Below are 25,776 nucleotides of genomic sequence, written 5' to 3'. Positions count from 1 at the left end.
GCCCCGGTCAGCAGGCGGGCTCCGGTCAGGGAGCGGGCTCGGGCTCCAGCAGGCCCGCCTCCGCGTCGCGCAGGGTCTCCACCTCGCGCCGGTAGAGCCGGAACCACATGAAGAGCACGAAGGCGACGAAGACGAACCACTCGCCGGTGTAGCCGAGGTTCTGGAAGGCCTTCAGGTCCAGCCCGCTGTTGACCGGCGCCTGCGCGGGCACCGGGAGCATGCCGTCCGCCGGGCTCTGCACGGTCAGCCAGGCGTCGTACAGGTCGTACGGGACGAGGTTGACCAGCGAGGCCGCCCCGATCACCCCGAGCTGCCCGGCCGGGAGGCCGCCCTGGGCGTGGGCCCCCTTGGTGCCGGAGTTCTCGGAGGCCTGCAGCGCCCCGGTGACCTCGACGCGGCCGGTCGGAGCCGCCGGCGCCTTCGCCGGGTCGGCCACCCCCGGCAGCCAGCCCCGGACCACCGGGACGGCCTTGCCGGAGTCGGTCTTCAGCAGGGTCAGGACGTAGAAGCCGGACGCGCCGTCGAGCCGCCGCTCGGGCACGAGCAGCTGCTCGCCGTACTCCCCGGACGCGGAAGCCAGCCGCCCGGAGGTCTTCTTGTCCACCGGGAGCAGCCGGTCCAGGGGGGTGGCGGCCTGGTCGGCGGGCCGCTCGGCGGTCGCCTCCCGGTGGCTGTCCACGCGGTCCTCGAACCGGCCGAGCTGCCAGGACCCCATGAACAGGCAGAAGGGAACGGCGAGAGCGACGAAGACGTTGATCCCCCACCAGCGCGGGGTCAGGAGAAACCGGTGCACCCCACCACCGTACGGGGGGCGCACCGGACCTCCCTTAGCGGGGCAGGTGCTTCAGCGCGAAATCGATCTCCATCCGGACCTGCTTGATCCGCTCCTCCACCACCAGCGAGCCGTGCCCGGCGTCGTACCGGTACACCTCGTGCACCGCCCCGCGCGCGGCGAGCCGGTCCACGTAGTTGTCGATCTGCCGGATCGGGCAGCGCGGGTCGTTGACGCCGGCCGCGATGTGCACGGGCGCCTTCACCGCGTCCACGTAGGTCAGCGGCGAGGAGGCCTCGAAGCGGTCCGGGACCTCTTGCGGCGTGCCGCCGAAGAGGGTGCGGTCCAGGGCCTTCAGCGCCTCCATCTCGTCTTCGTAGGCCGTCACGTAGTCCGCGACCGGCACGGCGGCCAGCCCCACGGCCCAGGCCTCCGGCTGCGTGCCCAGGCCCAGCAGCGTCAGGTACCCGCCCCAGGAGCCGCCCGACAGCACCAGGCGCGCCGGGTCCGCGAGGCCGCTGGAGACCGCCCACTCGCGGACCGCAGCGATGTCCTCCAGCTCGATCAGGCCGACCCGGTGCTTGAGGGCGTCCGTCCACGCGCGGCCGTAGCCCGTCGAGCCGCGGTAGTTGACCCGCACGACGGCGAAGCCGTGGTCCAGCCAGGCCGCCGGGGCCGCCGCGAAGGCGTCGTGGTCGTGCCAGGTCGGCCCGCCGTGGATCTCGAAGACCGTCGGGAAGGGGCCCTCGCCGTGGCCGGCCGGCCGCTGCGCGAGCGCGTGGATCCGCCCGCCCGGGCCCTCCACCCACACGTCCTCGACCGGCACCGAGCCGGGCGGCCGGAAACCGGGCGGGTCCAGGACGCACCCGCCCGCGGTGGACCGTACGGACGAGGGCTCGGCGGCCGAGGACCACAGGTACTCCACCGACCCGTCGGGCCGCGCGGTCGCGCCCGAGACCGTGCCCGGCGGCGTGTCCACGCGTACGAGGTCGCGCCCGGTCAGGTCGTAGCGCCACAGCTCGCTGCGGGCCTCGAAGCTGTGCACGACCAGCAGCGCGGAGCCGTCGGGATACCACTCGGCGCTGACGTCGCCCGGCAGGTCGATCGCGAGCTCCTGCTGGGCGCCGGTCGCCACGTCCCACACCATCGGCTCCCAGCGGCCGCGGCGCTGGTGGCCCACGAGCAGCCGGGTGTCGCCGGCGACCGGGGCGAAGCCCAGCACCTCCAGGCCGAGCTCCTCGGTGCCGCCGCGGGTGTCGTCCAGTTCGGCGACGGTGGTCCCGTCGAGGGTGAGCACGCGCAGGGCCGCGTGCATGGCGTCACCGTGCTCGGTGTGCTCGACGGCCACGAGCGTTCCGTCGCGGGACAGGTCGCCGACGCCGGCCGACTCCCGGTGCCGGTAGATCACCGTGGGCGCGGATCCGTCCGGCCGGACCACGTGCACGGTCGAGCCGTCCTCGTCGGTGGAGCGTCCCACGACCGTGATCCCGTCGCGGCCGATGGCCAGGCCGGCCGGGTAGGAGGGCTCCAGGCCGGGGGTGGCCGGTTCGTCGGGGCCGCCCGCGAAGGGCTGGCGCACCCAGGTGCCGAACTCGTCGCCGTCCGTGTCGGAGAACCACCAGATCCACTCCCCGTCGGGGGAGAGCGCACCGTCGGTGGTGCCGTTGGGACGGTCGGTGGCCTGGCGCTGCGCGCCGGTGGCACGGTCCCAGGCGTAGAGCTCGAAGGTGCCGGTCGCGTTGGAGACGAAGAGCGCACGGTCGGGGGCGTCCTCGGCCCACTCGGGCAGGCCCACGCGCGGTGCCCGGAACCGCTTCTCCCAGTCGGGCATCTCGGGGGTGATCTCGCTGTCGCTGGTCATGCGCCCCATTGTTGCCGCAGCGGCCCCCGGGATGCCGAATGCTCCGAACGGGCGCACAGTGAACCCGTACGCCTGAACTCCGCTCCGAGGAGGAGTGATCATGGCCAAGAAGGCCCATGGCGGCCATCACCTCCACCAGGACTCCGAGCGCGCGATCGCGAAGAACACGGCTGCCGAGGCCCGTGCGAAGGCCGCCGCCCGGGACGCGCAGTCCCTCTCCGCGAAGACGCGGGGCATGCAGCAGAAGGCTCAGGCGAAGCGCGGCTGACCACGACGGCCGGGCGTAACGGCGCGCGTACGGGCGGGCGGCGTGCTTATCTGGCGCCATGCGGATGATCGTCCGGGGCGCCCGGCTGCTCCCCACCACGAGCCCGTCCACCGGCCCGGCCACCGGCTCGTCCACCGGCTTGTCCACCGGCTTGTTCGACGTCGAGGTCGGGGAGGACTGCCGGATCGCGCGCGTGATCCCGTACGACGACCAGAAGGAACCACCGGCCACCGGCGTCCTCATCGAGGCCCACGGCGGCCTGCTCAGCGCCCCCTTCGTCGAGCCGCACATCCATCTCGACACGGCGCTGACCGTCGGCGAACCGCGCCCCAACGCCTCCGGCACCCTCTGGGAGGGCATCGCCTGCTGGAGCGAGCGCAAGCGGACACTGACCCGCGAGGACGTGATCGGGCGGGCGAGCGAGGTGCTGCGCTGGCAGGCGGCTCAGGGCGTGTTGCACGTCCGCACCCACTGCGACGTCACCGACCCGTCCCTCACCGCGCTCGACGCGCTGCTGGAGGTGCGCGACCGGGTGCGGGACTTCATGACGCTGCAGATCGTGGCGTTCCCGCAGGAGGGCGTCGTCTCCTTCCCCGGCGGCGAGGAGCTGCTGCGCGAGGCGGTGGCCCGCGGGGCGGACGTCGTCGGCGCGATCCCGCACTTCGAGGACACCCGCGAGGACGGGGTGGCCTCGCTGCACACGGCCTTCGCGCTGGCCGAGGAGCACGGCCTGCGGGTGGACGCGCACTGCGACGAGATCGACGACGAGCAGTCCCGTTTCGTGGAGGTGCTGGCCACCCTGGCCCTGCGCTCGGGGCTGCGCGAGCGGGCCACGGCCTCGCACACGACGGCCATGGGCTCCTACAACGGCGCGTACAGCTACAAGCTGCAGCGGCTGCTGGCCCGTTCCGGAATCAACCTGGTCTCCAACCCCTTCGCCAACCTCGGCCTCCAGGGGCGCTTCGACGACTACCCCAAGCGGCGCGGCCTCACCCAGGTCAAGGAGATGCTGGCCGCGGGCGTGAACGTGGCCTTCGGCCACGACGACGTGATGGACCCCTGGAACGCGCTCGGGACCGCCAACCCGCTCCAGACCGCCCTCGTCGGGCTGTACGCCGCCCAGCTCACCGGGGCGGACGAGATCCCGCTGGCCTTCTCGATGGTGACGGACCGCGCGGCGCGCGTCCTGGGCCTGTCCGCGGCGGAGTACGGCATCACCGCGGGCGCGCCCGCCTCCTTCGTCCTGCTGCCCGTACCGTCGCCCGAGGAGGCCGTACGCCGACAGGTCCGCCCCCGGTACGTCGTCTCGCGCGGCTCGGTCCTCGCCGAGACGCCCCCCGCCCCGACGCGGCTCAACTGGCCGGGGGAGCCCCCGTCCGAGGTGGACTTCGCACGCCGCCTACGCTGACGCCCCATGACATGGAGCCTTGACACCGGATCAGCCCGCGCCGCCTACGAGATCGCATCGGAGTACGCGGACACGGCGCTCCTGAACCACTCGGTCCGCTCGTACGCCTTCGGGGCGCAGTACGCCGACCAGCACGGCCTGGAGTACGACGCCGAGCTCTTCTACGTCAGCGCGCTGCTCCACGACCTGGGCCTGACCGCGCCGTTCGACAGCCACACCCTCCCGTTCGAGGAGGCGGGCGGCCACGTCGCGCGCGTCCTGACGGCCGGGCTGGGCTGGCCGACGGCCCGCCGGGCCCGCGCCGAAGAGATCATCGTCCTGCACATGCGGGACGACGTGACGGCGGCCGAGGACGTGGAGAGCCACCTGCTCCAGGTCGGCACGAGCGCCGACGTCTCGGGCCTGCGCGTGAGCGAGTTCGACCCCGCCTTCACCGAAGCCCTGCTGAAGTCCCACCCCCGCGCGGGCTTCGGCCCGTCCTTCCTGGCCCTGGTCGAGGACCAGGCGGCCCGCAAGCCCGCCTGCGCGGCCGCCGCCTACGTCGCGGGCGGCGCGGCCACCCGCATCGCGGCGAACCCGCTGGACGCGTGACGGCGTAGCCGGTGGGGCGGCCGACGGTCCGTCGCCGCGTCCCGGCGGCGGACCCACGGCGTCGGCCCGGACCTGCGCCGGGTCACGCACATCGGCCACCGCGTCGGATAGCGTGCCCGCATGTCGTGGGACCTGGACGGAACACCCCACCCGCTCGCGCTGCGCCGCACCGGCCGCAGCGAGCTGGAGCCGGACCGGCTGCCCGAGATCCGCGAGCTGGAGGTGCTCGGCTGGGAGCCCGCGCCCGAGGACCTGCGCTGGGTGTTCCTCCCGTACGTCTGGCCCCCGGCGGCCCGTACCTGGATCCCGGACCGCTCCACCCACTGGGCGGTGGACACCGCGCTCGACGGCCACGGCCACATCACCGGCGTCGAGTGCGCCCCGCTCCCCGAACCCGACCTGCGCGAACTCGACCAAGAGGCCGACGCGGCCCTCGCCGCCCTCCGCCTGCCGCCCCGGCCCCGCGGCCGCCTCTGGCTGCTCCGCCCGGTCGGCCCCTTCCCGACGGTGAGCGCGGTGCTCGACCACCTCGACGCGCAGGCCGCCGAACGCGCCGTGCAGCCCCGCCCCTCCCCGGACTTCCTGGCCCTGGTCCGCGCCGAACTCGCCGCGCTGGCAGGGCCGCAGGACTAAAGTCGGCTCCTCGTACCAGTGGCGGTGGGGAGCGGATCTGATGGCGGGAACCGGTCGGACGGTATGGGTGGCCGGGGGCGTGTGCGGCCTCGTCGCGGTGGGGCTGGTGATGGTGGCCGTCTTCGTCGATCTGGACACGGGCGACCGGACGGCGAGCATCGCGGGCGCCGTCATCGGACTCGCCGGCTGTCTGCTGAGCATCTACTTCGGAACGCGGGGTTCCGCGAGCGGCTCCGGTGCGGTGCGCGCCCGTGGCCGTGGAGCGGTGGCGGCCGGCGGCAGCGTATCCGGGAACGCCGTCGGAAAGAACGCCAAGGTCACGCGTACGGCGAACCCCTCCGCGCCCGCCGCTCCCGCCCCCGCGGTGACACAGCCCGAGGTGACGGCCCGGGGCGCCGGCGCCGTGGCAGCGGGCACGGACGTGACGCACAATGCGATCGGCGAGGGAAGTCAGGTCGAGGAGCGATGACCGACACCGACAAGGAGTCCGGGGCCGGCCGCCTCGCGCACGTACCGGAGCAGGTCACGGCCCGCGGACCCGGGGCGATCGGCGCCGGGCGCGACGCGTCGTACAACGCGAACGGCAAGGGCAGCAGCGTTCAGGACAACCGGACCTTCGTCATCGTGAGCGACGCGCGGACCCACGAGGCGAGTGGGGCCGCAGAGCTGACGGCGGAGCAGACCGCCGACGCTCTCGACGCCTACGCCCAGCAGATCAAGGCGGCCTACGGCCGCCTCGACCTGGAGGTCCTCATGCCGACCACCGAGGGCGAGCATCCCCGTGTGGAACTGCGGGAGGTCTTCGTGCCCCCGCTGCTGCGTGCGGATCCCCCACGGGTCGAACTGCCGGTGGAGCTGCACCGGCGGCTCGTCGAGTGCGGTGAACTGACGGGCCCGCAGATCGAGGTGCCGACGGTACCGGGCGTGGACCGTCAGATGTGGGAACAGGCGCGCCAGGCCTACCGAGACCGGCCTGCGGTCGGCCTGTTCGAGACACTGGTCGCCGCCGAATCCGGGCGGGTCGTGCTGCTGGGCGATCCTGGCGCGGGCAAGTCGACCCTCGCCCGGTATCTGGCGCTCGCCCTCACCTCCAGCGCCTTCGGCGGCCCTCTGGAGTCGCTGTCCGGGCTGCTGCCCGTCATGATCGAGTTGCGCCGTTACGCGGACGCCGACTGGCGGGAGCGGTCCTTCGAGGACTTCCTCGACCACGTGCACCGGCACGAGGGCAACGCCCCGGCGCCGGCGCTGCTGCGCAGCCGCCTGGGAGACGGGCAGGCACTGGTCGTCTTCGACGGGCTCGACGAACTCTTCGACCCCAAGGTCCGCGACGACGTCACCCGCCGCATCGCGGGCTTCGCCGCGCGCTACCCGGACGTCCGCATCGTCGTCACCTCGCGGTTGATCGGCTACACGCGGCATGCGCTGGACGCGGCTGACTTCCGCCACTACATGATCCAGAGCCTTGACGACCAGCAGATCGACCAGTTCGCGGTCCACTGGTACCAGGCGGTCTGCCCGGCCGACAAGGAGGAAGCCGTCCGGCTTCGTACCCGTCTGACCGATGCCGTGAAGCGTTCCCGTCCGGTGCGCGAACTGGCGGGCAACCCCCTCCTGCTGACCATTCTCGCGATCATCGCCCGTCGGCAGCGGCTGCCACGGGACCGCGCCGGGGTGTACCAGCACGCGGTGAACGTACTGATCGCGCATTGGGACGAGGACACCAAGCATCTGGACCTGACGCAGGACGTACGCGCCATCGCGGATCTCGACGACCGCGACCGCCGCGAAATGCTGGAACGGCTCGCTCGCCACATGCAGAGCGGAGAGGGCGGCATCGCCGGCAACCACGTGCTGGGCGACGACGTGGAGCGGGTCTTCACGACCCACCTCCGCGAGACGCTCCAACTCGACACCGCACCGGCGAAGAAGGTCGCCCGCGCCATGGTCAAGCAGTTCCGTGAGCGCAATTTCATCCTGAGCCGCTACGGCAGCCAGGTCTACGGCTTCGTGCACCGGGCCTTCCTGGAGTACCTCGCCGCCGCTGACATCGTCCGCCGGTACGAGCAGCGGGAGTTGACGGACGAGGAGCTCCTCGACGGCATCTTCGCGCGGCGGGCGCCCGATCCGACGTGGCACGAGGTGCTGCTGCTGATCGTGGGACAGGTGGGTGAGAAGGCCGCGGGGCGGGCGATCGACCGGGTCCTGGATCTTGAGGCCGGGGAGGATCCGTCGTGCGAGGCGCCGTCCGCGGTGCTGGCGCTACGGGCACTGGCGGAGGTACGCAGGATCGGAGCGCTGGAGGAGCAGAGCGCGCGGACGGCGGACGCGGTGACCCGCTATTGGGAACGCCGGAGCGTTCTCCCGCGCGCCATCCGCTCGGACATCGAAACCTCGCTCCACGCCCTGGGTTCGGCGTGGTCCGGCAGCCGGCGCATGCGCCGTTGGCTGCACACGTCCGGGGGCGGCATCAAATCCTCGGTCGTCACTTACCGACTGTTCGAGGACAGGGACGTCCTGGAAGCCATCGCGACACGGGCCTGGAATCCGCTCGCGCGTGCCCACGCCCTGGCCGAGCTCGTGCGGAGATGGCCGGAGGACCACGGCACTCTTCGCTTCGTGCTTGACGTGTCCCTCCGGGACCGGGCCGAGGCCGTCCGCAACCGGGCCGTCGAAGCGTTGGCCATGCACTGGCGACGCGAAGAGGGTGTACGTGAGCTGGTCCAGAACCTGGTCACCGATGACGAGCACCACACGGTGCGCGGTCTGGCGCTGACGACGCTGGCCAGCTTCTGGGGCCGTGAACCGGGTGTGCGGGAGCTGGTGAAGGAACGCACCGTCCGAGACGGCCATGCCAGCGTCCGTCAGAGCGGGTTCATCACCCTGAGTGGACTCTGGCACGACGATCCGACCGTGCGCGAGCTGATTGAGGAGCAAGCCGTCCACGACGCCGATCCGCTCGGACGGCAGGGCGCGCTGATCGCGCTCCTCGGTTTCTGGCGTGCGGACCCGGCCGTGCGGGACCTGATCGTCCATCAGGTCACTCACGGCGCCAGCGTTCCTTCGCGAGGCGAGGCCCTCGTGTTGCTGGCCAGCTTCTGGCACGACGACGCCGAGGTCCGTCGGTTGGTGAGGGAGTGGGCCACTGGCCACGCGGATGTGCGCGTGCGCGCGACGGGCCTCCTCATGCTGGCCCAGTACTGGGGTGACGACCTGGCGGTGCGCGAGCTCGTCTCGGAGCGGGCCGTCGAGGACCCGCATCAGGTGGTGCGCCGGGACGCCCTCGCAGCGCTCGGCGAGCATTGGGGTGATGATCCGGCAGTGCGTCGGCTGGTCGCGAAGCGTGCCGTCGAAGACCCCCACGAGACCGTCCGTCGAGGTGTTCTGGCCGCGCTCGCCCGGCATTGGGGCGATGACGAGGGCGTACACGAGTTGCTGATGACGCGTGCCATTGAGGATGCTCACGACGGTGTGCGCCAGGGTGCCCTCGACGCGCTCGCGAGGCTCGTGCCCGAGGAGCCCACCGCCGAGGGCCTCGTACGGGACCTCCGCTCACGCGCCTGCGCCGACGCGACGGGTGCGACCGCCGACCACCTCGCCGACCGTCTCGCGAACTCGCCACATCCGAAGGTGCGCATCGAGGCGGCCCGCCTGCTCGCCGCCCTGTGGCCCGCCGACCCGCGGACCATCCCCGCCCTGCGCTCCCGCGCCGGGAACGACCCGGACCCGGAAGTCCGCGAAGCCGTCGCGGTGGCGGCGGATATGGCCGAGGCGTACGCGCCGGTGCACGTACGCCTCTGGTGACCTACCTGCCGCCGACGGCACTGACGGTCAGTGCTGCGGCGGCCACGGTGCCACCTCGTGGGCGTGCTGCGGGTACCAGGGCTGGACGGGGTCGTAGGCCACGGGCGCCGGTGCGGGAGTCGGTACGGGTGCGGGTGCGGGTGCGGCTGTGGGCGCCGGTGCTGCCGCGGCTGCGGGGGTGGCCGCCGGCATGCGGAGGCTGCCGTAGCGCTCCATGCGCTGCCAGCGCAGGCGTGATCCGGCGATGGCCGTGAACACGGACTGGATGACGACCAGGTACATCAGCTGGCGGTACACGAACTGCTGGAGCGGCAGGCTCCACAGCGCCCCGGGCCGTTCCTTGTCGAGGTGGAAGGCGTACAGCCCCATCAGGACCTGGAGCAGGAGGAACGCGCACCACAGGCCGAGGATGCGGACCGGGTCGAGGAAGACCAGCCCGAAGACGGCGATGATGTCCACGACGGGCGCGAGCAGTGGCAGCAGCACCTGGAACATGAGCAGGTACAGCAGACCGCGGCGGCCGAGCTTTCCGGCCTGGCCGCGCTGGGCCAGGGCGCCGCGGTGCTTCCACATGGCCTGGAGGGTTCCGTAGCACCAGCGGTAGCGCTGCTTCCACAGGGCGCCGAGCGAGGCGGGGGCCTCGGTCCAGGCGATGGCCCGCTCCTCGTAGACCACGCGCCAGCCGTCGCGGCACAGCGCCATGGTGAGGTCGGTGTCCTCGGCGAGGGTGGTGTCGCTGACGCCGCCGACGCGCAGGAGGGCCTCGCGCCGGAAGGCGCCGACCGCGCCCGGCACGGTGGGCATGCATTCGGCGAGGTCGAACAGGCGCCGGTCCAGGTTGAAGCCGACGACGTACTCGATGTGCTGCCAGCGGCCCAGCAGCCCGCCGCGGTTGACGACCTTCGCATTGCCCGAGACCGCGCCGACGCGCCGCTGGGCGAAGGGCTGGACGATCATGCGTACCGCGTCGGGCTCGAAGACGGTGTCGCCGTCGACCATGACGAGCAGGTCGTACGAGGCCGCGGCGATGCCGGTGTTGAGCGCGGCGGGCTTCCCGGCGTTCTCCTGGCGGATGACGCGTACGCCGGGCAGCCGCAGGGCCTCCACGATGTCCGCGGTGCCGTCGGTGGAGCCGTCGTCGACCACGATGATCTCCACCGGATGGTCCGACGCCAGCAGGGAGCGGACGGCGGCTTCGATGCCGGCGCTCTCGTTGTAGGCGGGCACGATGATGCTGACCGGTTCGGTGACCACCCGGCCCCACGGCTTGCGGCGCGTCCGTACGTGCCGGCGCGCGGCGACGAACACCGCCACGGCGCGCAGCACGCTGATCGCTCCGGCCGCCCACAGCAGCCAGGAGAGCGCTTCGAGGACCCAGTCGCTGGCGCGCAGCGCGTTGATGAGGGCGGTTCCCTGCCACCGGTCGACGGCCGAGGCCGGCCGGGTGGGCGCGGGCAGGCCGACGGCCTCGCTGACCGTGGTGAAACGGTAGCCGCCCGCCTTGAGGCGGGGGATCAGCTGCTCCAGCGCGGCGACCGTCTGCGAGCGGTCGCCGCCCGCGTCGTGCATCAGCAGGACCTGGCCGTCCGTGCCCTGGGGGGTGGAGTTGGCGACGATCCCGGCGACGCCCGGGCGGCGCCAGTCCTCGCTGTCCTGGGTGGTGAGGACGGTGAGGTAGCCGTCGAGGCCCGCCTGGACGACGGTGTTCCATCCGGCGTCGTCCAGCGCCTCGTTGGTGGAGGAGTAGGGCGGGCGCAGCAGCGGGGTGGTGATGCCGGTGGCGCCGGCGATGACGAGCTGGCTCTCGCGCAGCTCCAGGGAGCGCCGCCAGTCGGAGGCGGCGCCGAGGTCGGTGTGGGTGAAGGTGTGGACGCCGATCTGGTGGCCGTCCGCGACGATGCGCCGGGCCAGTTCGGGATGGGCGGACACCTGGGCGCCGACGGTGAAGAACGTGGCGCGCACGTCGTTGCGGCGCAGTACGTCCAGGACCTTCGGGGTCCAGACGGGGTCGGGCCCGTCGTCGAAGGTCAGCGCGATCGTGCGGGGCGCGGGAGAGGCCGTCCGCCCGGCGGCGCCCTCGACGACCGGTCCTCCGGAGCGGATGGCCTCCGGTACGGAGGCGGAGGAGCCGGGCGTACGGGCCGCGCCGTCGGCGGTGGAGTCGAACATGTGCTTGGCGTAGCCCTGGAGGAGCAGCGCGGCCGAGAGGGTGACGACGAGCACGGTCAGCAGCAGCCAGTGGGTGCGCAGCGGGACGTTGCGCACCGTGCTGTGCCGACCGCGGGGGAGGCGGCGTCGGTTCTTCGACAAGGGGACGAGCTTTCTGCCGGTGGGGAGCGAGCCGGAAGGTCAGGAGCGGGGGGCGTCAGCGGACGAAGCCGTCAGGGGCGGGTGGTGGGCTTGCCGCCCTGGCCGGGTGCCGAGGTCGGCTTGCCGCGGCCGCTCTGGCCGTTCGCCTGGGTGGGGGCGGGCCCGGTGGTGGCGGAGGGCGCCGGTCCGGTCGTGGGCGTACCGGGCGGGGCGGTGGGGCCGGCGGGGCCTGTGGGGCCCGTGGGGGAGGCCTGCGGAGCGCTGCCGGTGGGGGAGGCGGAGCGCTTCGGCGAGGCGGAGGCACCGGGCTTGCCCTCGGCGGCGGGTGGCCGGCTCGGGGCGGCGTCCGGAGTGCGCGGTGCGGGCAGGAAGGGGGAGCGGACGGTGGGTCCGCCGAACAGCGAGCTGAGCAGGAGGACGACGTAGGCGGCGGCGGGCACGACCAGCAGCCACCCCAGGCGGCGGACGCGGCGCTGGCGTCGGCCCGAGGAGTCCACGAAGACCGGCGCGGGCACGGCTGTGTGCCCGGGGTCCGGTTCCGCCGGGCCCGGGGAGGCCGCGTAGAGGCGGGGGAGCGGCATCGTGTCGTCGTCCGCGTAACCCGTGGGTGGTTGCATCGGTGGCCAGGCTCCTAGGGGGCCGCCCCGGGCACCGAGGTGGGGCGACCGGTCGGGGCGGGATTGCGGGGCGGGGACGGTTCGGTGGTCGCCGGGGCGGTCGGGTGGCCGCCCTTGGTGCCCGGGGTGCCCGGGGTGTCCGGAGTGTCCGGGGTGCGGGTGGCTCCCGGGCCCGGCTTGTCGGACTGCTTGCTCGCGTCCCGTCCGCCGGGCTTCGTGGGCTCGGCGCCGCGCGTGCTGTCCGTCGGCTGCGGGTCCGGTGAGCGGTCGGGTGCCGCGTCCTGGACGCCGACGACGGGGCCGCAGTACTCCGGTACGCCGCCCTGCCCGCCCGCGGCCGCGACCAGGGGGGCGAAGCGGTGGTCGGCCAGCACCACGGCGGGCTGCGCGCCGTCGGCCGCGGCGTAGGCGCGGCACAGGTCGGCCAGAGCGGGCGTGACCGGGGTCGAGGGACGGGACAGGAGTCCCGCGGAGGACTCCCCGGGCTTCCCGGCGGCGGCCGAGGCGGAGGGCGTCGGTCCGCCATTCGCGGGGCCGCCCCCGAGGGCGGCGGGCAGATGACCCGTGCCGGCCGCGACGGCGACACCGCCGACCGCGGCGGCGGCCAGTGCGGCGGCGGCGACCTTCGCGCTCAGGACCACCGCCGGCGTGCGCACGGACCGCCTGGAACGAGTGGATCGCGCGGACCGCGCGGACCGGGACCGCCATCGGCGGGAGGCCGGGGCCGGGGCGGGAGCGGGGTGGAGACGAGCCGCCCGGAACATCGCCACGGCCTGCTCCTCGCCGGCCAGCTCGCCCTCGGCCGTCGGCGCCGAGAGGGCGGCGAGAAGCCCCGCGAGGGCTTCGTGGCCGGGTGCGAGATCGGCTCGTGCACCGCCGAGCAGCTGCTCGGCCGTGTCGTGGTCGATGCGGCGGGATCGGTGGGTGCTCATCTCGTGTCCTTCAGCGTCGCAGCCGCCGCTGGTGTCACTCCTCGCCGGAAATTCCTTCCGCGCGGCCGCGGCGCAACCGCTCCACCCGTACCCCCCGGCCGGCTCGCCCCCTGCTCTTCGAGCAGCCGGGCCAGCGTGCGCAGGCCGCGGTGCGCCGCCCTGCGGACCGCACCGGCCCGCTTGCCCATCACCCGGGCCGCGCCCCGCGCGTCCAGGCCCATCACCACCCGCAGGAGCACCGCCTCGGCCTGTACGCGGGGCAGCGCGGCCACCAGGGCGAGCGCCTCGGCGGTGGCGACGCAGGCGGGTGCCGCGCCCTCGTCGCCTCCGGATCCCAGTCCGTCGAGCGGGCCTTGGGCCGATATGTCCTCGACCGGTATGCCCACGCCCGGCGGACCCTGGCCGGGTATGCCCTCGCCCGCCATGCCCCCAACCGCCGCACCCTCGCCCCCCGGCCCGCCCGCCGCCCGCCACCCCCCGCCCCGCCGTCGCCGCGGCAGTTCCCTCGCCCGGCTGCGCCCGACGGCCGAAACCCAGCCGCGGAACGCGTCGTAGTCCCCGCTGAACGACCCGAGCTCGCGCGCGATCCGCAGCCACGTCCCGGACGCCACCTCCCCGGCCTCCTCGCCGGCCAGCAGGGTCAGGTACCGCAACAGCCCCGGCTGCACCGCCCGGAACAGCGCCAGGAAGGCCGCGTCGTCCCCCCGTCGCGCCGCCGCGAGCACGCCGGACATGTCCGCCGCGGCTCCCGGGTCCCGCACCGCCCCCGGGATCCGCACTCCGCCGCCGGCCTCACCGAACTCCTCCGCACTGTGCACGCGGGACATGATGCGGCACTTCACGGAACGCAGGGGGGTACGAGGTCTGGCCAAAGACGGCCCCGTTGAGCAAAGATCGCGTCCGCACCGCGCCACCCGTGAAATCTCCGGCGCGCCACATCCATCACAGGAGGATGTCCATGTCCCGCCGTTCCCCCCGCGGCCTGACCGCCGCGGCCGCCGCCGCCGCGGCCCTGCTCACCCTGGCCGCACCGGCCTCGGCATCGGCGCCCGCGCCCGCCCCCGCGCCCGCTGCGGCGCTGCCCCAGGGCAGCATCTTCATGGTCAACCCCGTGCAGTCCTCGGGCGATCAGACCCTCCTCGACGCCAAGGACTCCGCCGGCGCCGTGCCCGCGTCCGCCTACACCACGGCCGCCCTGCGCAACCTGGACGCCAGCGGCGGGCTGTCCGGGAAGTGGGCGTACGTCAAGTCGGAGACGGGCGCCCCCGCGGCGGTCGCGGCCGCCACCCGCTACAACCGCGCCGACGACCAGTTCGAGCAGGTCATGGCCTACTTCTGGGTCAACGAGGCACAGGAGTACCTCCAGGGCCTCGGCTTCGGCACCGAACTCCCCGGCGCCAACGACCGGGTCCAGCCGGTCCGCATCAACCAGTTCGGCGCCGACAACTCCTTCTTCACCGACAAGAAGGCCGAAATACGCTTCGGAAAGGGCAGCGTCGACGACGCCGAGGACGCCGAGGTGATCGTGCACGAGTACGGGCACGCCGTGCACCACGCCCAGGTCCCCGGCTTCGGCACCTCGCCCGAAGCCGGCGCGATCGGCGAGGCCTTCGGCGACTACCTCGCCGTGGAGGTCGGCGCGCACGCCGACGCCGTCTACGGATGGCCGCGCAAGGCGGACCTGGCGTGCGTCGCGGACTGGGACTCGATCTCCTACAGCGACGCACCGCACTGCCTGCGCCGCATCGACGGGAACAAGGTCTACGCGGACCGGGTGGGCGAGGTCCACGCCGACGGCGAGATCTGGTCCCGCGCCCTCTTCGACATCCGGGGCGCCCTGGGGGCCCGTACCGCCGACCGCATCATCGTGAACGCGCAGTTCGGCTTCGCACCGGACACCAGCTTCGAGGCCGCCGCCCGGACGACGATCGCGACGGCGCAGCGCATGTACGGCACCTCCGCGGCCGATGCCGTCCGCGCCGCGTTCAAGGCGCGCCAGATCCCGGGCGTCTGATCGTCCGGATCCAGTCGGTGGCGTCCGCGCGCCGAGACGGACGCCCACGCCGGGCAGGGGCCTGATCGACTACGGGGATCAGGCCCCTGACCTGCGTTCCCCCCGGCCCACGCGTGCGTTTCGCGGGGCCGGGCCGGGCGGCGGGGGCTGCGCGCGGCGGTGGCCCGAATTAGACGAACCGCCTCAACAAAGGGTGGTGGCAGTAGAATTGGAGCCTGTGATCATCAGTGAGATGCACCCCACGATCGATTATGCGGCCTATTCGAGCATCGTCATCCCGCTTGAGGCCGGGACCGATGTGCCCACCCACAACCACCCGCAGCACCAGCTGACCTGGGCACCGTCCGGGCTGCTGACGATGACGGTGGACAACTGCCGTTGGGTGGTTCAGCGCTCGCGCGCCCTGTGGATCCCCGGCGGCGTAGACCACGCCGTCATCCCCAACTCGTCCTGCGCCATGCACTCGCTGTACTTCGAGCCGGGCGACTGTCCGCTGGACTGGAAGACCCCGACCGTCATCGACGCCACCGGGGTGGTCGGCCCGCTGCTGTCCTACATCGTGGAGCTCGGCGGCCGCGCCGCGGACCGCCGGGCCCGGGCCGTGGACGTGCTGTGGGACCTGATGAAGCCCATGTCGGTCACCATCATCCCGACCATCCTCCCCACCGACCCGCTGGCCCTGCGCATCGCGCTCGCCATCAGACAGGACCCGGCCGACCCGCGGGACCTCGCGGACTGGGGTCGGGAGGTGGGGGCGTCGCCGCGCACCCTCTCGCGCCGGTTCCGCGCCGAGACCGGGGTCAGCTTCGGCAGCTGGCGGACCTTCGAACGCCTCAACGCCGCGCTCCCGATGCTGGGCGAGGGCCAGCCGATCTCCCGGGTGGCCCGCGCCGTCGGCTACCGGACCGCGAGCGCCTTCATCACCGCGTTCCGACGGGAAATCGGCACCACCCCCGCCGCGTACTTCGGCGGGAGCGGTGCCGATTCCGAGGTCACACCGACGCCGGCTCTGGTTCCCGCGTCGTCTCGTTGACCTTGCCGGACCGGCGGCTGTCGATCGCGAAGGTGATGACCGCGAGGACCACGGCGACCGCACCGATGACCGCGCCGAGGTTCGCCAGGGCGTTCATCGCGTCGATCGACGCGCTGTCGGCGACCTGGGTCAGGGCGGGCACGCTGTCCGCGAACTGCGCCGGCACTCCCTCGACCACCTGGTGACCGGCTCCGGAGCCGATCCCCTCGATGAACTGCTCCTTCAGGTCCGACGGCACCGCGTCGACACCGGGGATCGCCGCGAGGCCGGTCTCCGTCTTGTCCTCGGCGACGCGGCTGAACATCGCGCCGAGACCGGCGATGCCCATGGCCATACCGATCTGGCGCAGGGTGCCGAAGGTGGCGCTGGCCATGCCCGCGTTCTCCTGCGAGGCGAAGGTCAGCGACGCGGCCTGGGTGACCGCGGTGATCGCACCGAGGCCGAGGCCGCCGATGAGCATGCCCGGGACGAAGTGGGTCCACTCGCTGTCGTGGCCGAAGTTGCCCATCAGGTACATGCCCACGGTGACCAGCGCCATGGTGACCGGGAGCGAGAGCGCCAGCGGTACGCGCCGGGCGAAGATCGCGGTCAGCGGGGCGGCGATCATCGCGCCGAGGCTGATCGGCAGCAGGCGCAGACCCATCTGCAGCGGGGAGTAGCCGAGCGTGCCGATGAGGAACAGCGCGATGTAGTTGGACGCGGCCATCAGCGTGGCCATGTGCGCGACCGACACGATCGCGGTACCGGAGAAGCCGGGCTTCTTCGCCATCCCGAGGTCGAACAGCGGGTGCTTGGCCTTGACCTGCCACGCCAGGAAGGCGATCAGCAGGATGACCGCGGCGACGAGCAGGCCGATGACCGTGCCCGACGTCCAGCCGAGCGCGTTGCTCCGGGTCAGGGCGAACACGCCGGCCACGAGGCCGCCGGTGAGGAGCACCGAGCCCAGCAGGTCGGCGCGGCGCTCGGGGCTGCTCGCGGACTCGGGCATCTTCAGCCAGGCCAGCACCATGATGCCGATGCCGATCGGCACGTTGATGGTGAAGATCGAGCGCCAGCCGAACTGGGTGACGAGCGCGCCGCCGACGACCGGGCCGGCGACGGTGGCGAGGGCCATGACGGCGCCGTAGATGCCGATCGCCTTCGCGCGGGCCGCCTTCTCGGGGTACGCGACCGACAGCAGCGGCAGCGCGGTGGCGAACAGCATGGCGGCGGCGAAGCCCTGCGCCGCGCGCAGGACGTCGAGCACCACGATGGTGTTCGCGAAGGCCAGGGCGAGCGAGGAGGCGGTGAAGCCGGCCATGCCGATGATGAACATCCGTCGGCGGCCGAAGCGGTCACCGAGCGTCGCGAAGGTCAGCAGGACACCGGCCAGCGGGATCGAGTAGGCGTCGATGACCCACTGGAGGCCGTCGGCGGAGGCGTCGAAGTCCTTGCGGATGTCGGCGAGCGCGGCGGAGACGACCGTCGCGTCGAGCATCAGCATGAAGATCGCGACGCAGACCATGAACAGCACCAGCCCAGGCCGGCGTTGCTGGTCGCCCGGTGGTGCCGTGCTCGTCGTCGTCGCAGTCGAGGACATGAGTGCTCCCTGAAGGTTGAACGTGGGTGTCAGTTGCGGAGTGAAGACCTCCATGTGCGGTCGCTGCCGCACTCGTTCACGCTATGGGCCCATCGCGCGGACGGGAACGACGTACGAGGACGACCAATGTCGCGCAGCGGACAACTTTGAACGGGCCTGTCCGCCCGATTGCGCGTAGCGGACACGCACGTGTCCGTACGGGCCGCGGATACCGGTCGGATGCCGGTCGGACACCGGCCCGGAGCCCGGTCAGCGCACGGGGACGAGCATGACGGTGATCCGACCGGCCGGCATCCGCTTCGGTGATTTCGGCGCGATCGGATGTCCGTCTCCCGGCCGGACGAGGGCCGGCCTCACCCCTCCAGCAGCGCCTTGAGCGCCGCCAGGTCCTTCTGCTGCGCGCGGCGCATGGCCGCGGCCATCACGGTGGCTCCGAGCGAGACGAAGCCGCTGGGCTCGCCGCGGTTGCGCAGGGTCATGCGCGTGTGGTCCGCGGCGTCCCCGTACGGCTCCCAGGTGTAGGTGGTCTCCATGGGGAAGGGGCCCTCCTGCGTCCGCATGACCATCCGCCGACCGGGCTCGTACGCGGTGACCTCGTACGTGTAGGCCAGCGTCCTGCCGAGGAAGCGGGCGACGAACGCGACCCTGGAGCCCACCCCCACCGGCGGAGGGGTCCGCCAGTCGGCAGAGGTGATGTTGGCGTACCACTGCGGCGCGTGCGAGGGGTCGGCCGCGTAGGCGGCGACCCGCTCGCACGGGGCGGCGATCACGGTCTCGGTCAGCACGTCGATCTTCATCGGTGCGCCCCTCAGACGGTGAAGAACGGGTTCGGCGTGCCGGACTCGGCGTACTGCTTCAGGCGGGTCATCAGCAGTCCCCAGGTCTCGCTGATCATCGGGACCTCGGCCTCGCCCTCGGGGAAGCCGGAGTGGGCGAAGGCCACCCGCGTCCCGGCGGAGGTCGGTGTCAGGTCCCAGCTGATGGTGGTGCCGGCCCAGTGGGGCGGGAAGACGCCGGTGTTCGCCCAGACGACGCGGTTCTCGTCGGCCCGTTCGCGGCGCAGCTGGAAGGGCTCGGGGACGCCGGGGAAGTTGAAGTACCAGACGTCCTCCTTGCGGTGGACGTCGTTCGTCCACCAGCCGGTGAGGCCGTCGTGCGTGTCGAGCGCCTCCAGGACGCCGGCCCGGTCGGCGGCGATGTCGGTCTCGTAGGTGATCGCGGTCATGACGTGCTCCCGAGGGCCGGGCGTGAGGTTCGACGGCTTTCTTAAGTCGAGACTAGGAGGGGATCAAGCGGTTCTACCGCGCGGACCGGGAGGCGCTGGGCCCGCTCGCCGCCTACCTGCAGAGCATGTGGAACGACCGGCTCGACACCCTGGCCCGGCTCGCCGAAGAGGCCGAACGGAACGAGGGCACCCGATGACCACCCCCACGGACACGGTCACGCATCGCGGCCCGCCCCGAGACCGTCTTCGGCTTCTTCACCGACCGCGAGAAGTGGCTGTCCTGGATGGGCGCCGACGGCACGTTCTCCTTCGAGCCCGGGGGCGCGTACCGCACCCGGGTCACCGGCGAGAACATGGCCTCCGGCCGCTTCCTCGCCTCGTCTTCACGTGGGGCTGGGAGGCCGGCTCCATGCCCGTGCCGCCCGGCTCCACCACCGTGGAGATCACCCTCGAACCCACCGCCGAGGGCACCCTGCTCCGCCTGGTCCGCAGCGGCCTGCCCTCCGAGGAGGCCCGCGCCGCCCACGCCGAGGGCTGGCAGCACTACGTCGACCGCCTCGCGTCCAGCGCCGAAGGCACCGACCCCGGCCCGGACGCCTGGATGCGTAGCCCGCGGGCTGACCTCAAGGCGGACAGGCGCGTGGTGCGTTCCGCCAGGCCCTGGCCCGGGCCCTCACTGACCCGGTGACAGTTCGCCGCTGAGCGTTCCGTGCAGGCGGGCGCTCTGCTCGTTCAGGCCGACGATCTCCACGCGCTTGCCCAGTCGCCGGTACTTCGTCTCGACGGCGTCCAGGGCGGCGACCGACGACGCGTCCCAGATGTGCGCGGACGACATGTCGATGACGACCCGGTCCGGGTCCCCGACGTAGTCGAACCGCCCGACCAGCTCGTTGGACGAGGCGAAGAACAGCGCGCCGGTCACGCAGTAGACGACCTGGCCGCCGTCCGGATCGAGGACGGACGTGACGTTCACGAGGTGCGCGACGCGCTTCGCGAAGATGACCATCGCCGTGACGGACCCGGCGACGACGCCTACGGCGAGGTTGTGGGTGGCGACCACACAGCCGACGGTGAGCACCATGACGGTGATCTCGCCGGCCGGCATGCGCCGCAGCGTCTTCGGGGCGAGGGAGTGCCAGTCGAAGGTCGCGAAGCAGACCATGACCATGACGGCGACCAGCGCGGCCATCGGGATCCGGGAGACGAGCGGTCCGAAGGCGATGCACAGCACCATCAGGAAGGCGCCGGCGAGGAAGGTCGACAGCCGGGTCCGGGCGCCGGACACCTTCACGTTGATCATCGTCTGGCCGATCATCGCGCAGCCGCCCATGCCGCCGAAGAACCCGGTGACGATGTTCGCGACGCCCTGGCCCACGGACTCCCGCGTCTTCGAGGACCGCGTGTCGGTGATCTCGTCGACGAGCTTCGCCGTCATCAGCGACTCCATCAGCCCGACCACCGCCATGGCCAGGGCGTACGGGGCGATGAGCGTCAGGGTGTCCAGGGTGAACGGCACGTCCGGCAGCCCCGGAACCGGCAGCGAGGACGGCAGCGCGCCCTTGTCCCCCACGGTCGGCACCGCGATGCCCGCGGCGACGGTGACCGCCGTGAGGATGACGATGGACACCAGCGGGGCCGGGACCGCCTTGGTGATCCTCGGGAAGAACACCATCAGCGCGAGCCCGGCGGCCAGCAGCGGATAGACGGCCCACGGCACGTCCCGCATCTCGGTGACCTGCGCCATGAAGACGAGGATGGCGAGGGAGTTGACGAAGCCGACCATCACCGAACGGGGTATGAAGCGGATCAGTTTCGCGACCCCGAGCGCCCCGAGCACGATCTGGAAGACACCTGCGAGGATCACCGCCGCGATCATGTAACCGAGGCCGTGCTCGCGGTTGAGCGGCGCGATCACGAGCGCGACGGCGCCCGTGGCGGCGGAGATCATCGCGGGCCGGCCGCCCACGACCGCGATCACGACGGCCATCGTGAACGAGGCGAACAGCCCGATCGCGGGATCCACCCCGGCGATGATCGAGAACGAGATCGCCTCGGGGATCAGGGCCAGCGCGACCACGAGACCACCGAGCACCTCGGTGCGCAGCGCCTTCGGCGACAGCCAGGCGGGCGACGCGGGCCGACGCGGGCCGCGCAGGCGCGAGGGCACGGAGAAGGGGGAGGAAGACAAGACGATACGGACCTCAGGCTCGGGCACACCCCAACCGGCGGGCGGGCGCGCGGAGAAGACGCGAAGACGAAGGCCGCCCGGGTTCCTGGAAGAAGCCGACCACGCGCCTCTCCGGATATCTCCGAACGAACTCCGCAGACGCAGGAAGGGCCTGACCCGCGATGCGGATCAAGCCCTTGACCTGGTCTTACGAAGTCGGGGTGGCGGGATTTGAACCCACGACCTCTTCGTCCCGAACGAAGCGCGCTGCCAAGCTGCGCTACACCCCGATCGCCGCCTTGCAGCGTTGCTGCCCTGGCGACATCGATTACTTTAGCGGACCTCTCGCCGGAGACGAAATCCGGTTTTCACGCAGCGGTCGCGGGACGGTCGCCGGACGGGGCGGGCCCCTACGCCTTCGGGGTGAGCGTGAGCAGCGTCGCCTCCGGCGGACACGCGAAGCGCACCGGGGTGAAGCGGTTCGTGCCGCAGCCCGCCGAGACGTGCAGGTACGCGCGGTGGCCGCCCGCCTCGTGTGTGGACAGGCCCTTCACCCGCCGGGTGTCCAGGTCGCAGTTGGTGACGAGCGCTCCGTAGAAGGGGATGCACAGCTGCCCGCCGTGGGTGTGGCCCGCGAGGATCAGGGGGTACCGGTCGGCCGTGAAGGCTTCGAGGACGCGCAGGTACGGGGCGTGCACCACGGCCATCGAGAAGTCGGCGTCCGCATCCGGGCCACCGGCGACCCGCTCGTAGCGGTCGCGCTTGATGTGCGGGTCGTCGAGGCCGGTGAAGGCCAGCTCCAGGCCCTCCAGCTTCAGCCGCGCCCGGGTGTTGGTGAGGTTCTGCCAGCCCGCCGCGTCGAAGGCGTCCCGGAGCTCCTCCCACGGATTGTGGACGGCGCCGACGACCGGCTTGTTGCCGTTGAGCCCGTGCCGGCCCTGGACCTTCTCGGTCAGGTAGCGCGCCGGGTTGCGCAGCCGCGGGCCGTAGTAGTCGTTCGACCCGAAGACGTACACCCCCGGGAAGGACATCAGCGGGCCCAGGGCGTCGAGCACCTCCGGGACGCCCTCGGTGTCCGAGAGGTTGTCGCCGGTGTTCACGACGAAGTCCGGGCGCAGGCCCGCCAGGGACTGCAGCCAGGCCTGCTTCTTGCGCTGTCCGCCGACCATGTGGATGTCGGAGACCTGCAGGACGCGCAGCGGGCGCATCCCGGGGGGAAGGACAGGCACCGTGATCCGGCGCAGGCGGAACGACCGGGCTTCGAAACCGGCGGCATAGGCCACACCCGCGGCCCCCACCGCCGCGATTCCGGCAGCCGCCTTCAGGGGTACTCCGTAACGCGCACGCATGGACCCATCGTCGCAGACCCGGAAAACCAATGGGCGCCACCGGCCCCGCACCTGGCAGACTCAGGTGCATGACCACGCTCAAGGCCAAGCTCCAGGAAGACCTCACGACCGCGATCAGGGAGCGGAACGAGCTGCACTCGTCCACGCTGCGCCTGACCCTCTCCGCCATCACCAACCAGGAGGTCGCGGGCAAGGAGGCACGCGTGCTCTCCGACGAGGAAGTCCTCCGGGTGATCGCCAAGGAGGCGAAGAAGCGCCGCGAGGCCGCAGAGGCCTTCGCCCAGGGCGGGCGTCCCGAGCAGGCCGCCCGGGAGACCGCGGAGGGCGAGTTCCTCGACACCTACCTGCCCAAGCAGCTCACCGACGACGAGCTCATCGCGATCGTGGCGCAGGCCGTCGCGGAGGCCAAGGCGGCGGGCGCGGAGGGGCCGCGGGCCATGGGCGCCGTCATGAAGATCGTGAACCCGAAGGTCCAGGGGCTGGCGGACGGCGGGCGCGTCGCCGCCGTCGTCAAGCAGCAGCTCTCGTAGCAGCGCCCGCAGCGGTTCTCTTAAGAACATGAGGGGAGGGCCCCGGCCGATTGCGGCCGGGGCCCTCCCCTCATGCAGTGCGTCGCGCGCCGACCGCTCCTACTGGTCGTCGCGGCCGCCGATCAGGCCGCCCGGGGAGATCGTGATCCCGGGGAAGGGGGTCTCCGGTTCGGTGCCGCCCGTGCCGCCGGTGGCTCCGGCGGTCTGGCCACCGGGCCGCCCGCCGGGCTTGCCGTCATGGGGCTTGCCGGGCTTGGTCGGGTTGGTGGACGGCTTGTTGCCGCGGGGGCCGCCGGAGGGGACGTTCGGTTCCGGGATGCTGACCGTGGTGAAGCGCAGGGCCTCACGGCCGGACAGTGCACCGGTCACCGCGTCCTTCCAGATCGGGCCGGGCAGGCCGCCACCGAAGACCTTGTCGTAGGGCTTGCCGCCGATCACGATGTTCTCCATCGTGATCTTCTTCGCCCCGCCGGAGCCGACCCACACCGCGCCGGAGATGTTCGGGGTGTAGCCCACGAACCAGGCGTTGTAGCGGGAGTCCGTCGTACCGGTCTTGCCCGCGCTGTCCCGGTCGGTCAGGCCGGCCCGCTCACCGGTGCCGGAGTCGACCACACCGCTCAGCAGGGTGTTGATGGTGTCGGCGGTCGTCTCCGACATCGCCCGGTCGCACTTGCTCTTCGGGACCGAGAGCGCCTTGCCGTGCGCGTCGGTGATCGACTCGATGGCGACGGGGGTGCAGTAGACGCCGCGGTTGGCGAAGGCCGCGTACGCGTTGGCCATCGTCAGCGGGGACATCTCCTCCGCGCCGAGCGCGATGGCGGGACCGTCGGCCAGCTTCGCGCCGCTCGCCGGCACCACGCCGAGCTTCTGCGTCATCTCCGCCACCGGGCACAGGCCGATCTCGGAGATCATCTCGACGAAGTAGGTGTTGATCGACTTCTCCATCGCGGTCCTGAGCGCGTAGGGGCCGATCTCGTCCTCGGTCTCGTTCTCCGCCGATTCCTTGGTGGTGTTGACGTACTGCGTGCCGTCACAGCGGGAGATCCCGCTCGGGTAGTCCATCTTGTTCGGCGCCCCGTACACCTTCGTCGGGGGCAGGCCCCGCTCCAGCGCGGCGGCGGCGATGAACGGCTTGAAGGTCGAGCCGACCTGGAAGCCGAAGTTCGAGCCGCCCATCCGCTTGTCCACGGAGTAGTTGATCTGCGTCTCGTTCTTCCCGAAGCCGTACGGCTTGGACTGACCCATCGCCAGCACGCGGCCGGTGCCCGGCTGGACCATGGTCACAGCCGTCGCGATCGCGTCCTCCTGGTAGACGTGGTCCTTGATCGACTCGTTGGCCGCGTCCTGCGACTGCGGGTCCAGGGTGGTGCGTACGGTCAGACCGCCCTGGTTCCAGACCTTCGCCCGCTCCTCGCGCGTCTTGCCGAAGACCGGGTCGGTCAGGAAGGAGTTGCGCACGTAGTCGCAGAAGAAGCCCGCGCCCTTGACCGCGGTGATGCAGCCGTTCTTGGGCTTGGTCACCTTCAGGGTGACCGGCTTCGCCTTCGCCGCGTCCGCCTCCGCCTGCGAGACATCCTTGGTGTCGGCCATCCGCTGGAGGACGACGTTGCGGCGCTTCATCGCCTCCTGCGCGTCGTTCACCGGGTCGTACCGGCTCGGCGACTGGACGACGCCCGCCAGCAGCGCGGCCTCCTCCAGCGTCAGGTCCTTGGCGGGCTTGCTGAAGTAGCGCTGGGCGGCGGATTCGATTCCGTACGCCTGCTGGCCGAAGTACGTGATGTTGAGGTAGTTCTCGAGGATCTTCTTCTTCCCGAGCTCCTCCTCGACCTGGATCGAGTACTTCAGCTCGCGGATCTTTCGCCCGAGGCTCTTCTCCTGGGCCTCGCGCACCTTGGTCTCGTCGTCGCCGGCCTCTTCGACGAACACGTTCTTCACGTACTGCTGGGTGAGCGTGGAGGCGCCCTGGGCCGCGCCGCCCTCCTGCGCGTTCTGGTTGACCGCGCGCAGGATGCCCTTGAGGTCGACGGCGCCGTGCTCGTAGAAACGCGAGTCCTCGATCGCGACGATCGCCTTCTGCATGTACGGGGAGATCGCCGTGAGCGGGACCACCTGACGGTCGCGTGAATAGATGGTGGCGATCAGGCCACCTTCCGCGTCCAGAATCGTGGTCCGCTGGCTCAGTGGCGGAGTCTTGAGATTGGCCGGGATCTCATCGAATCCCTCGACCGTGCCCTTGGCTGCCAGCCCCAGGGCGCCTGCGGCCGGAATCGCCATGCCGGCCAGCACAACTCCGGAGAGAACGGACACACCGAGGAACTTGGCGGCCTGCTGGCTCCCCGTGAGCCCGCCGCCCGAGCGCTTCTTTCCCATGGAGGGCAGCCTACGTTCTGATTCGCCGGACACGCGCGAATGCCTTGGCCTAAGCTGTCCCCAACTGTCACAGCGGTGTGGTGCGACATCAACCCCGCGGCTTGATTTTCACCCTTCCTGAATGGGGTGGACTCATGTCCGAATCTCGCCCCCCAGCTGAAGCCGAGCCGCCGATTACACCCGAATTGCCGGAATGGTCGGGCATGTCGCCGGATCACTCCGTCGGGTGATCTGCCGCTTACCCATAGTCCGTTCGGACCATTCAAGATTGGGCCCGTCGGGGGTGTTGCACCGTGCCCGCCTTCCGTAACGTCCT

General features: G+C 72.0%; 21 protein-coding genes, 1 tRNA gene and 1 pseudogene. 10 read left to right on the top strand and 13 right to left on the bottom strand.

Translation table 11 applies throughout. The features are described from left to right. Positions 1–25: 25 nt before the first annotated feature. Together ACF059_RS19265 and ACF059_RS19260 are read right to left on the bottom strand one after the other, a co-directional pair. Positions 26–793 carry an SURF1 family protein gene (locus ACF059_RS19265; RefSeq protein WP_392058537.1) on the bottom strand — a complete coding sequence of 256 codons (768 nt, stop codon included), beginning with the start codon at positions 791–793 and terminating at the stop codon, positions 26–28. A 34-nt stretch (positions 794–827) separates the two neighbouring features. After that, positions 828–2,633 carry a S9 family peptidase gene (locus tag ACF059_RS19260; protein ID WP_392058534.1) on the bottom strand — a complete coding sequence of 602 codons (1,806 nt, stop codon included), beginning with the start codon at positions 2,631–2,633 and terminating at the stop codon, positions 828–830. A gap of 100 nt (positions 2,634–2,733) precedes the next feature. Here ACF059_RS19260 and ACF059_RS19255 point away from each other — a divergent pair, with 100 nt between their 5' ends. The 6 genes from ACF059_RS19255 (at position 2,734) to ACF059_RS19230 (ending at position 9,334) form a co-directional block, all read left to right on the top strand. Further along, positions 2,734–2,901 (top strand): hypothetical protein, encoded by a 168-nt coding sequence (locus ACF059_RS19255; RefSeq protein ID WP_361942569.1) that lies wholly within the window; start codon positions 2,734–2,736, stop codon positions 2,899–2,901. A gap of 58 nt (positions 2,902–2,959) precedes the next feature. Further along, entirely contained in the window at positions 2,960–4,309 is a 1,350-nt protein-coding gene (gene codA, locus ACF059_RS19250) for a cytosine deaminase (RefSeq protein ID WP_392058530.1), read from the top strand. Between the two features lie 6 nt (positions 4,310–4,315). Further along, positions 4,316–4,900 carry an HD domain-containing protein gene (locus ACF059_RS19245; protein ID WP_392058528.1) on the top strand — a complete coding sequence of 195 codons (585 nt, stop codon included), beginning with the start codon at positions 4,316–4,318 and terminating at the stop codon, positions 4,898–4,900. A gap of 120 nt (positions 4,901–5,020) precedes the next feature. Beyond that, a complete protein-coding gene (locus ACF059_RS19240; RefSeq protein ID WP_392058524.1) occupies positions 5,021–5,533 on the top strand; it encodes a DUF5956 family protein in 513 nt (170 codons plus the stop codon). 40 nt (positions 5,534–5,573) lie between these two features. Continuing rightward, on the top strand, positions 5,574–6,002 hold the full coding sequence (locus tag ACF059_RS19235; protein ID WP_392058521.1) for a hypothetical protein: 429 nt from the start codon (positions 5,574–5,576) through the stop codon (positions 6,000–6,002). Further along, a complete protein-coding gene (locus tag ACF059_RS19230) occupies positions 5,999–9,334 on the top strand; it encodes a HEAT repeat domain-containing protein (protein WP_392058518.1) in 3,336 nt (1,111 codons plus the stop codon). The genes ACF059_RS19235 and ACF059_RS19230 overlap by 4 nt, the downstream gene beginning before the upstream one ends. Before the next feature lie 27 nt (positions 9,335–9,361). Here the strand turns inward: ACF059_RS19230 and ACF059_RS19225 are convergent, their stop codons facing one another. The 4 genes from ACF059_RS19225 to ACF059_RS19210 all read right to left on the bottom strand — a co-directional run bounded on the left by ACF059_RS19225 (position 9,362) and on the right by ACF059_RS19210 (position 14,011). Continuing rightward, the gene (locus tag ACF059_RS19225) at positions 9,362–11,644 is read right to left on the bottom strand and encodes a bifunctional polysaccharide deacetylase/glycosyltransferase family 2 protein (RefSeq protein WP_392058515.1); all 2,283 of its coding nucleotides are present in this window, start codon (positions 11,642–11,644) and stop codon (positions 9,362–9,364) included. 71 nt (positions 11,645–11,715) lie between these two features. Then, positions 11,716–12,261 carry a hypothetical protein gene (locus tag ACF059_RS19220; protein WP_392058512.1) on the bottom strand — a complete coding sequence of 182 codons (546 nt, stop codon included), beginning with the start codon at positions 12,259–12,261 and terminating at the stop codon, positions 11,716–11,718. A 14-nt stretch (positions 12,262–12,275) separates the two neighbouring features. Further along, complete coding sequence (locus tag ACF059_RS19215; RefSeq protein ID WP_392058509.1) at positions 12,276–13,193, bottom strand: hypothetical protein; 918 nt, start codon at positions 13,191–13,193, stop codon at positions 12,276–12,278. Continuing rightward, positions 13,190–14,011 (bottom strand): RNA polymerase sigma factor, encoded by an 822-nt coding sequence (locus ACF059_RS19210; protein WP_392058506.1) that lies wholly within the window; start codon positions 14,009–14,011, stop codon positions 13,190–13,192. Before ACF059_RS19210 ends, ACF059_RS19215 begins: the two co-directional genes overlap by 4 nt. A 140-nt stretch (positions 14,012–14,151) precedes the next feature. Between ACF059_RS19210 and ACF059_RS19205 the strand changes: the two genes are divergently transcribed. Beyond that, positions 14,152–15,207 (top strand): M4 family metallopeptidase, encoded by a 1,056-nt coding sequence (locus tag ACF059_RS19205; protein ID WP_392058503.1) that lies wholly within the window; start codon positions 14,152–14,154, stop codon positions 15,205–15,207. 217 nt (positions 15,208–15,424) lie between these two features. After that, positions 15,425–16,240, top strand: a complete 816-nt coding sequence (locus ACF059_RS19200) for a helix-turn-helix transcriptional regulator (protein WP_361942543.1) — start codon at positions 15,425–15,427, stop codon at positions 16,238–16,240. Here ACF059_RS19200 and ACF059_RS19195 read toward each other — a convergent pair. The 3 genes from ACF059_RS19195 to ACF059_RS19185 all read right to left on the bottom strand — a co-directional run bounded on the left by ACF059_RS19195 (position 16,200) and on the right by ACF059_RS19185 (position 19,044). Beyond that, positions 16,200–17,819, bottom strand: a complete 1,620-nt coding sequence (locus tag ACF059_RS19195) for an MFS transporter (protein ID WP_392058500.1) — start codon at positions 17,817–17,819, stop codon at positions 16,200–16,202. The genes ACF059_RS19200 and ACF059_RS19195 overlap by 41 nt on opposite strands. A gap of 353 nt (positions 17,820–18,172) precedes the next feature. Next, complete coding sequence (locus tag ACF059_RS19190) at positions 18,173–18,616, bottom strand: SRPBCC family protein (protein WP_392058497.1); 444 nt, start codon at positions 18,614–18,616, stop codon at positions 18,173–18,175. A gap of 11 nt (positions 18,617–18,627) precedes the next feature. After that, entirely contained in the window at positions 18,628–19,044 is a 417-nt protein-coding gene (locus ACF059_RS19185) for an SRPBCC domain-containing protein (protein ID WP_392058494.1), read from the bottom strand. A gap of 284 nt (positions 19,045–19,328) precedes the next feature. On the opposite strand from ACF059_RS19185, the pseudogene ACF059_RS19180 reads away from it, so the two are divergent. Beyond that, positions 19,329–19,732 (top strand): annotated as a pseudogene (locus tag ACF059_RS19180) (SRPBCC family protein). Here the strand turns inward: ACF059_RS19180 and ACF059_RS19175 are convergent. The 3 genes from ACF059_RS19175 to ACF059_RS19165 all read right to left on the bottom strand — a co-directional run bounded on the left by ACF059_RS19175 (position 19,718) and on the right by ACF059_RS19165 (position 22,560). Then, positions 19,718–21,232: a SulP family inorganic anion transporter gene (locus tag ACF059_RS19175; RefSeq protein WP_392058491.1), complete on the bottom strand. Its 1,515-nt coding sequence runs from the start codon at positions 21,230–21,232 to the stop codon at positions 19,718–19,720. The pseudogene ACF059_RS19180 and the gene ACF059_RS19175 sit on opposite strands and share 15 nt — an antisense overlap. Before the next feature lie 195 nt (positions 21,233–21,427). Next, positions 21,428–21,501: transfer RNA gene (locus ACF059_RS19170), tRNA-Pro, on the bottom strand. Positions 21,502–21,621: 120 nt separating this feature from the next. Then, positions 21,622–22,560, bottom strand: a complete 939-nt coding sequence (locus tag ACF059_RS19165; protein WP_360895144.1) for a metallophosphoesterase — start codon at positions 22,558–22,560, stop codon at positions 21,622–21,624. 68 nt (positions 22,561–22,628) lie between these two features. Here ACF059_RS19165 and ACF059_RS19160 point away from each other — a divergent pair, with 68 nt between their 5' ends. Beyond that, positions 22,629–23,090 (top strand): GatB/YqeY domain-containing protein, encoded by a 462-nt coding sequence (locus tag ACF059_RS19160; RefSeq protein ID WP_392058488.1) that lies wholly within the window; start codon positions 22,629–22,631, stop codon positions 23,088–23,090. 99 nt (positions 23,091–23,189) lie between these two features. On the opposite strand, the gene ACF059_RS19155 is transcribed toward ACF059_RS19160, so the two are convergent. Then, the gene (locus tag ACF059_RS19155) at positions 23,190–25,460 is read right to left on the bottom strand and encodes a transglycosylase domain-containing protein (protein WP_392058485.1); all 2,271 of its coding nucleotides are present in this window, start codon (positions 25,458–25,460) and stop codon (positions 23,190–23,192) included. Positions 25,461–25,776 lie beyond the last annotated feature (316 nt).

The organism is Streptomyces sp. NPDC016562, from assembly GCF_043076955.1.
GTDB lineage: Bacteria > Actinomycetota > Actinomycetes > Streptomycetales > Streptomycetaceae > Streptomyces.
The sequence above is the reverse complement of the archived record's forward strand: the minus strand, read 5'-3'. Positions and strand labels throughout refer to the sequence as shown.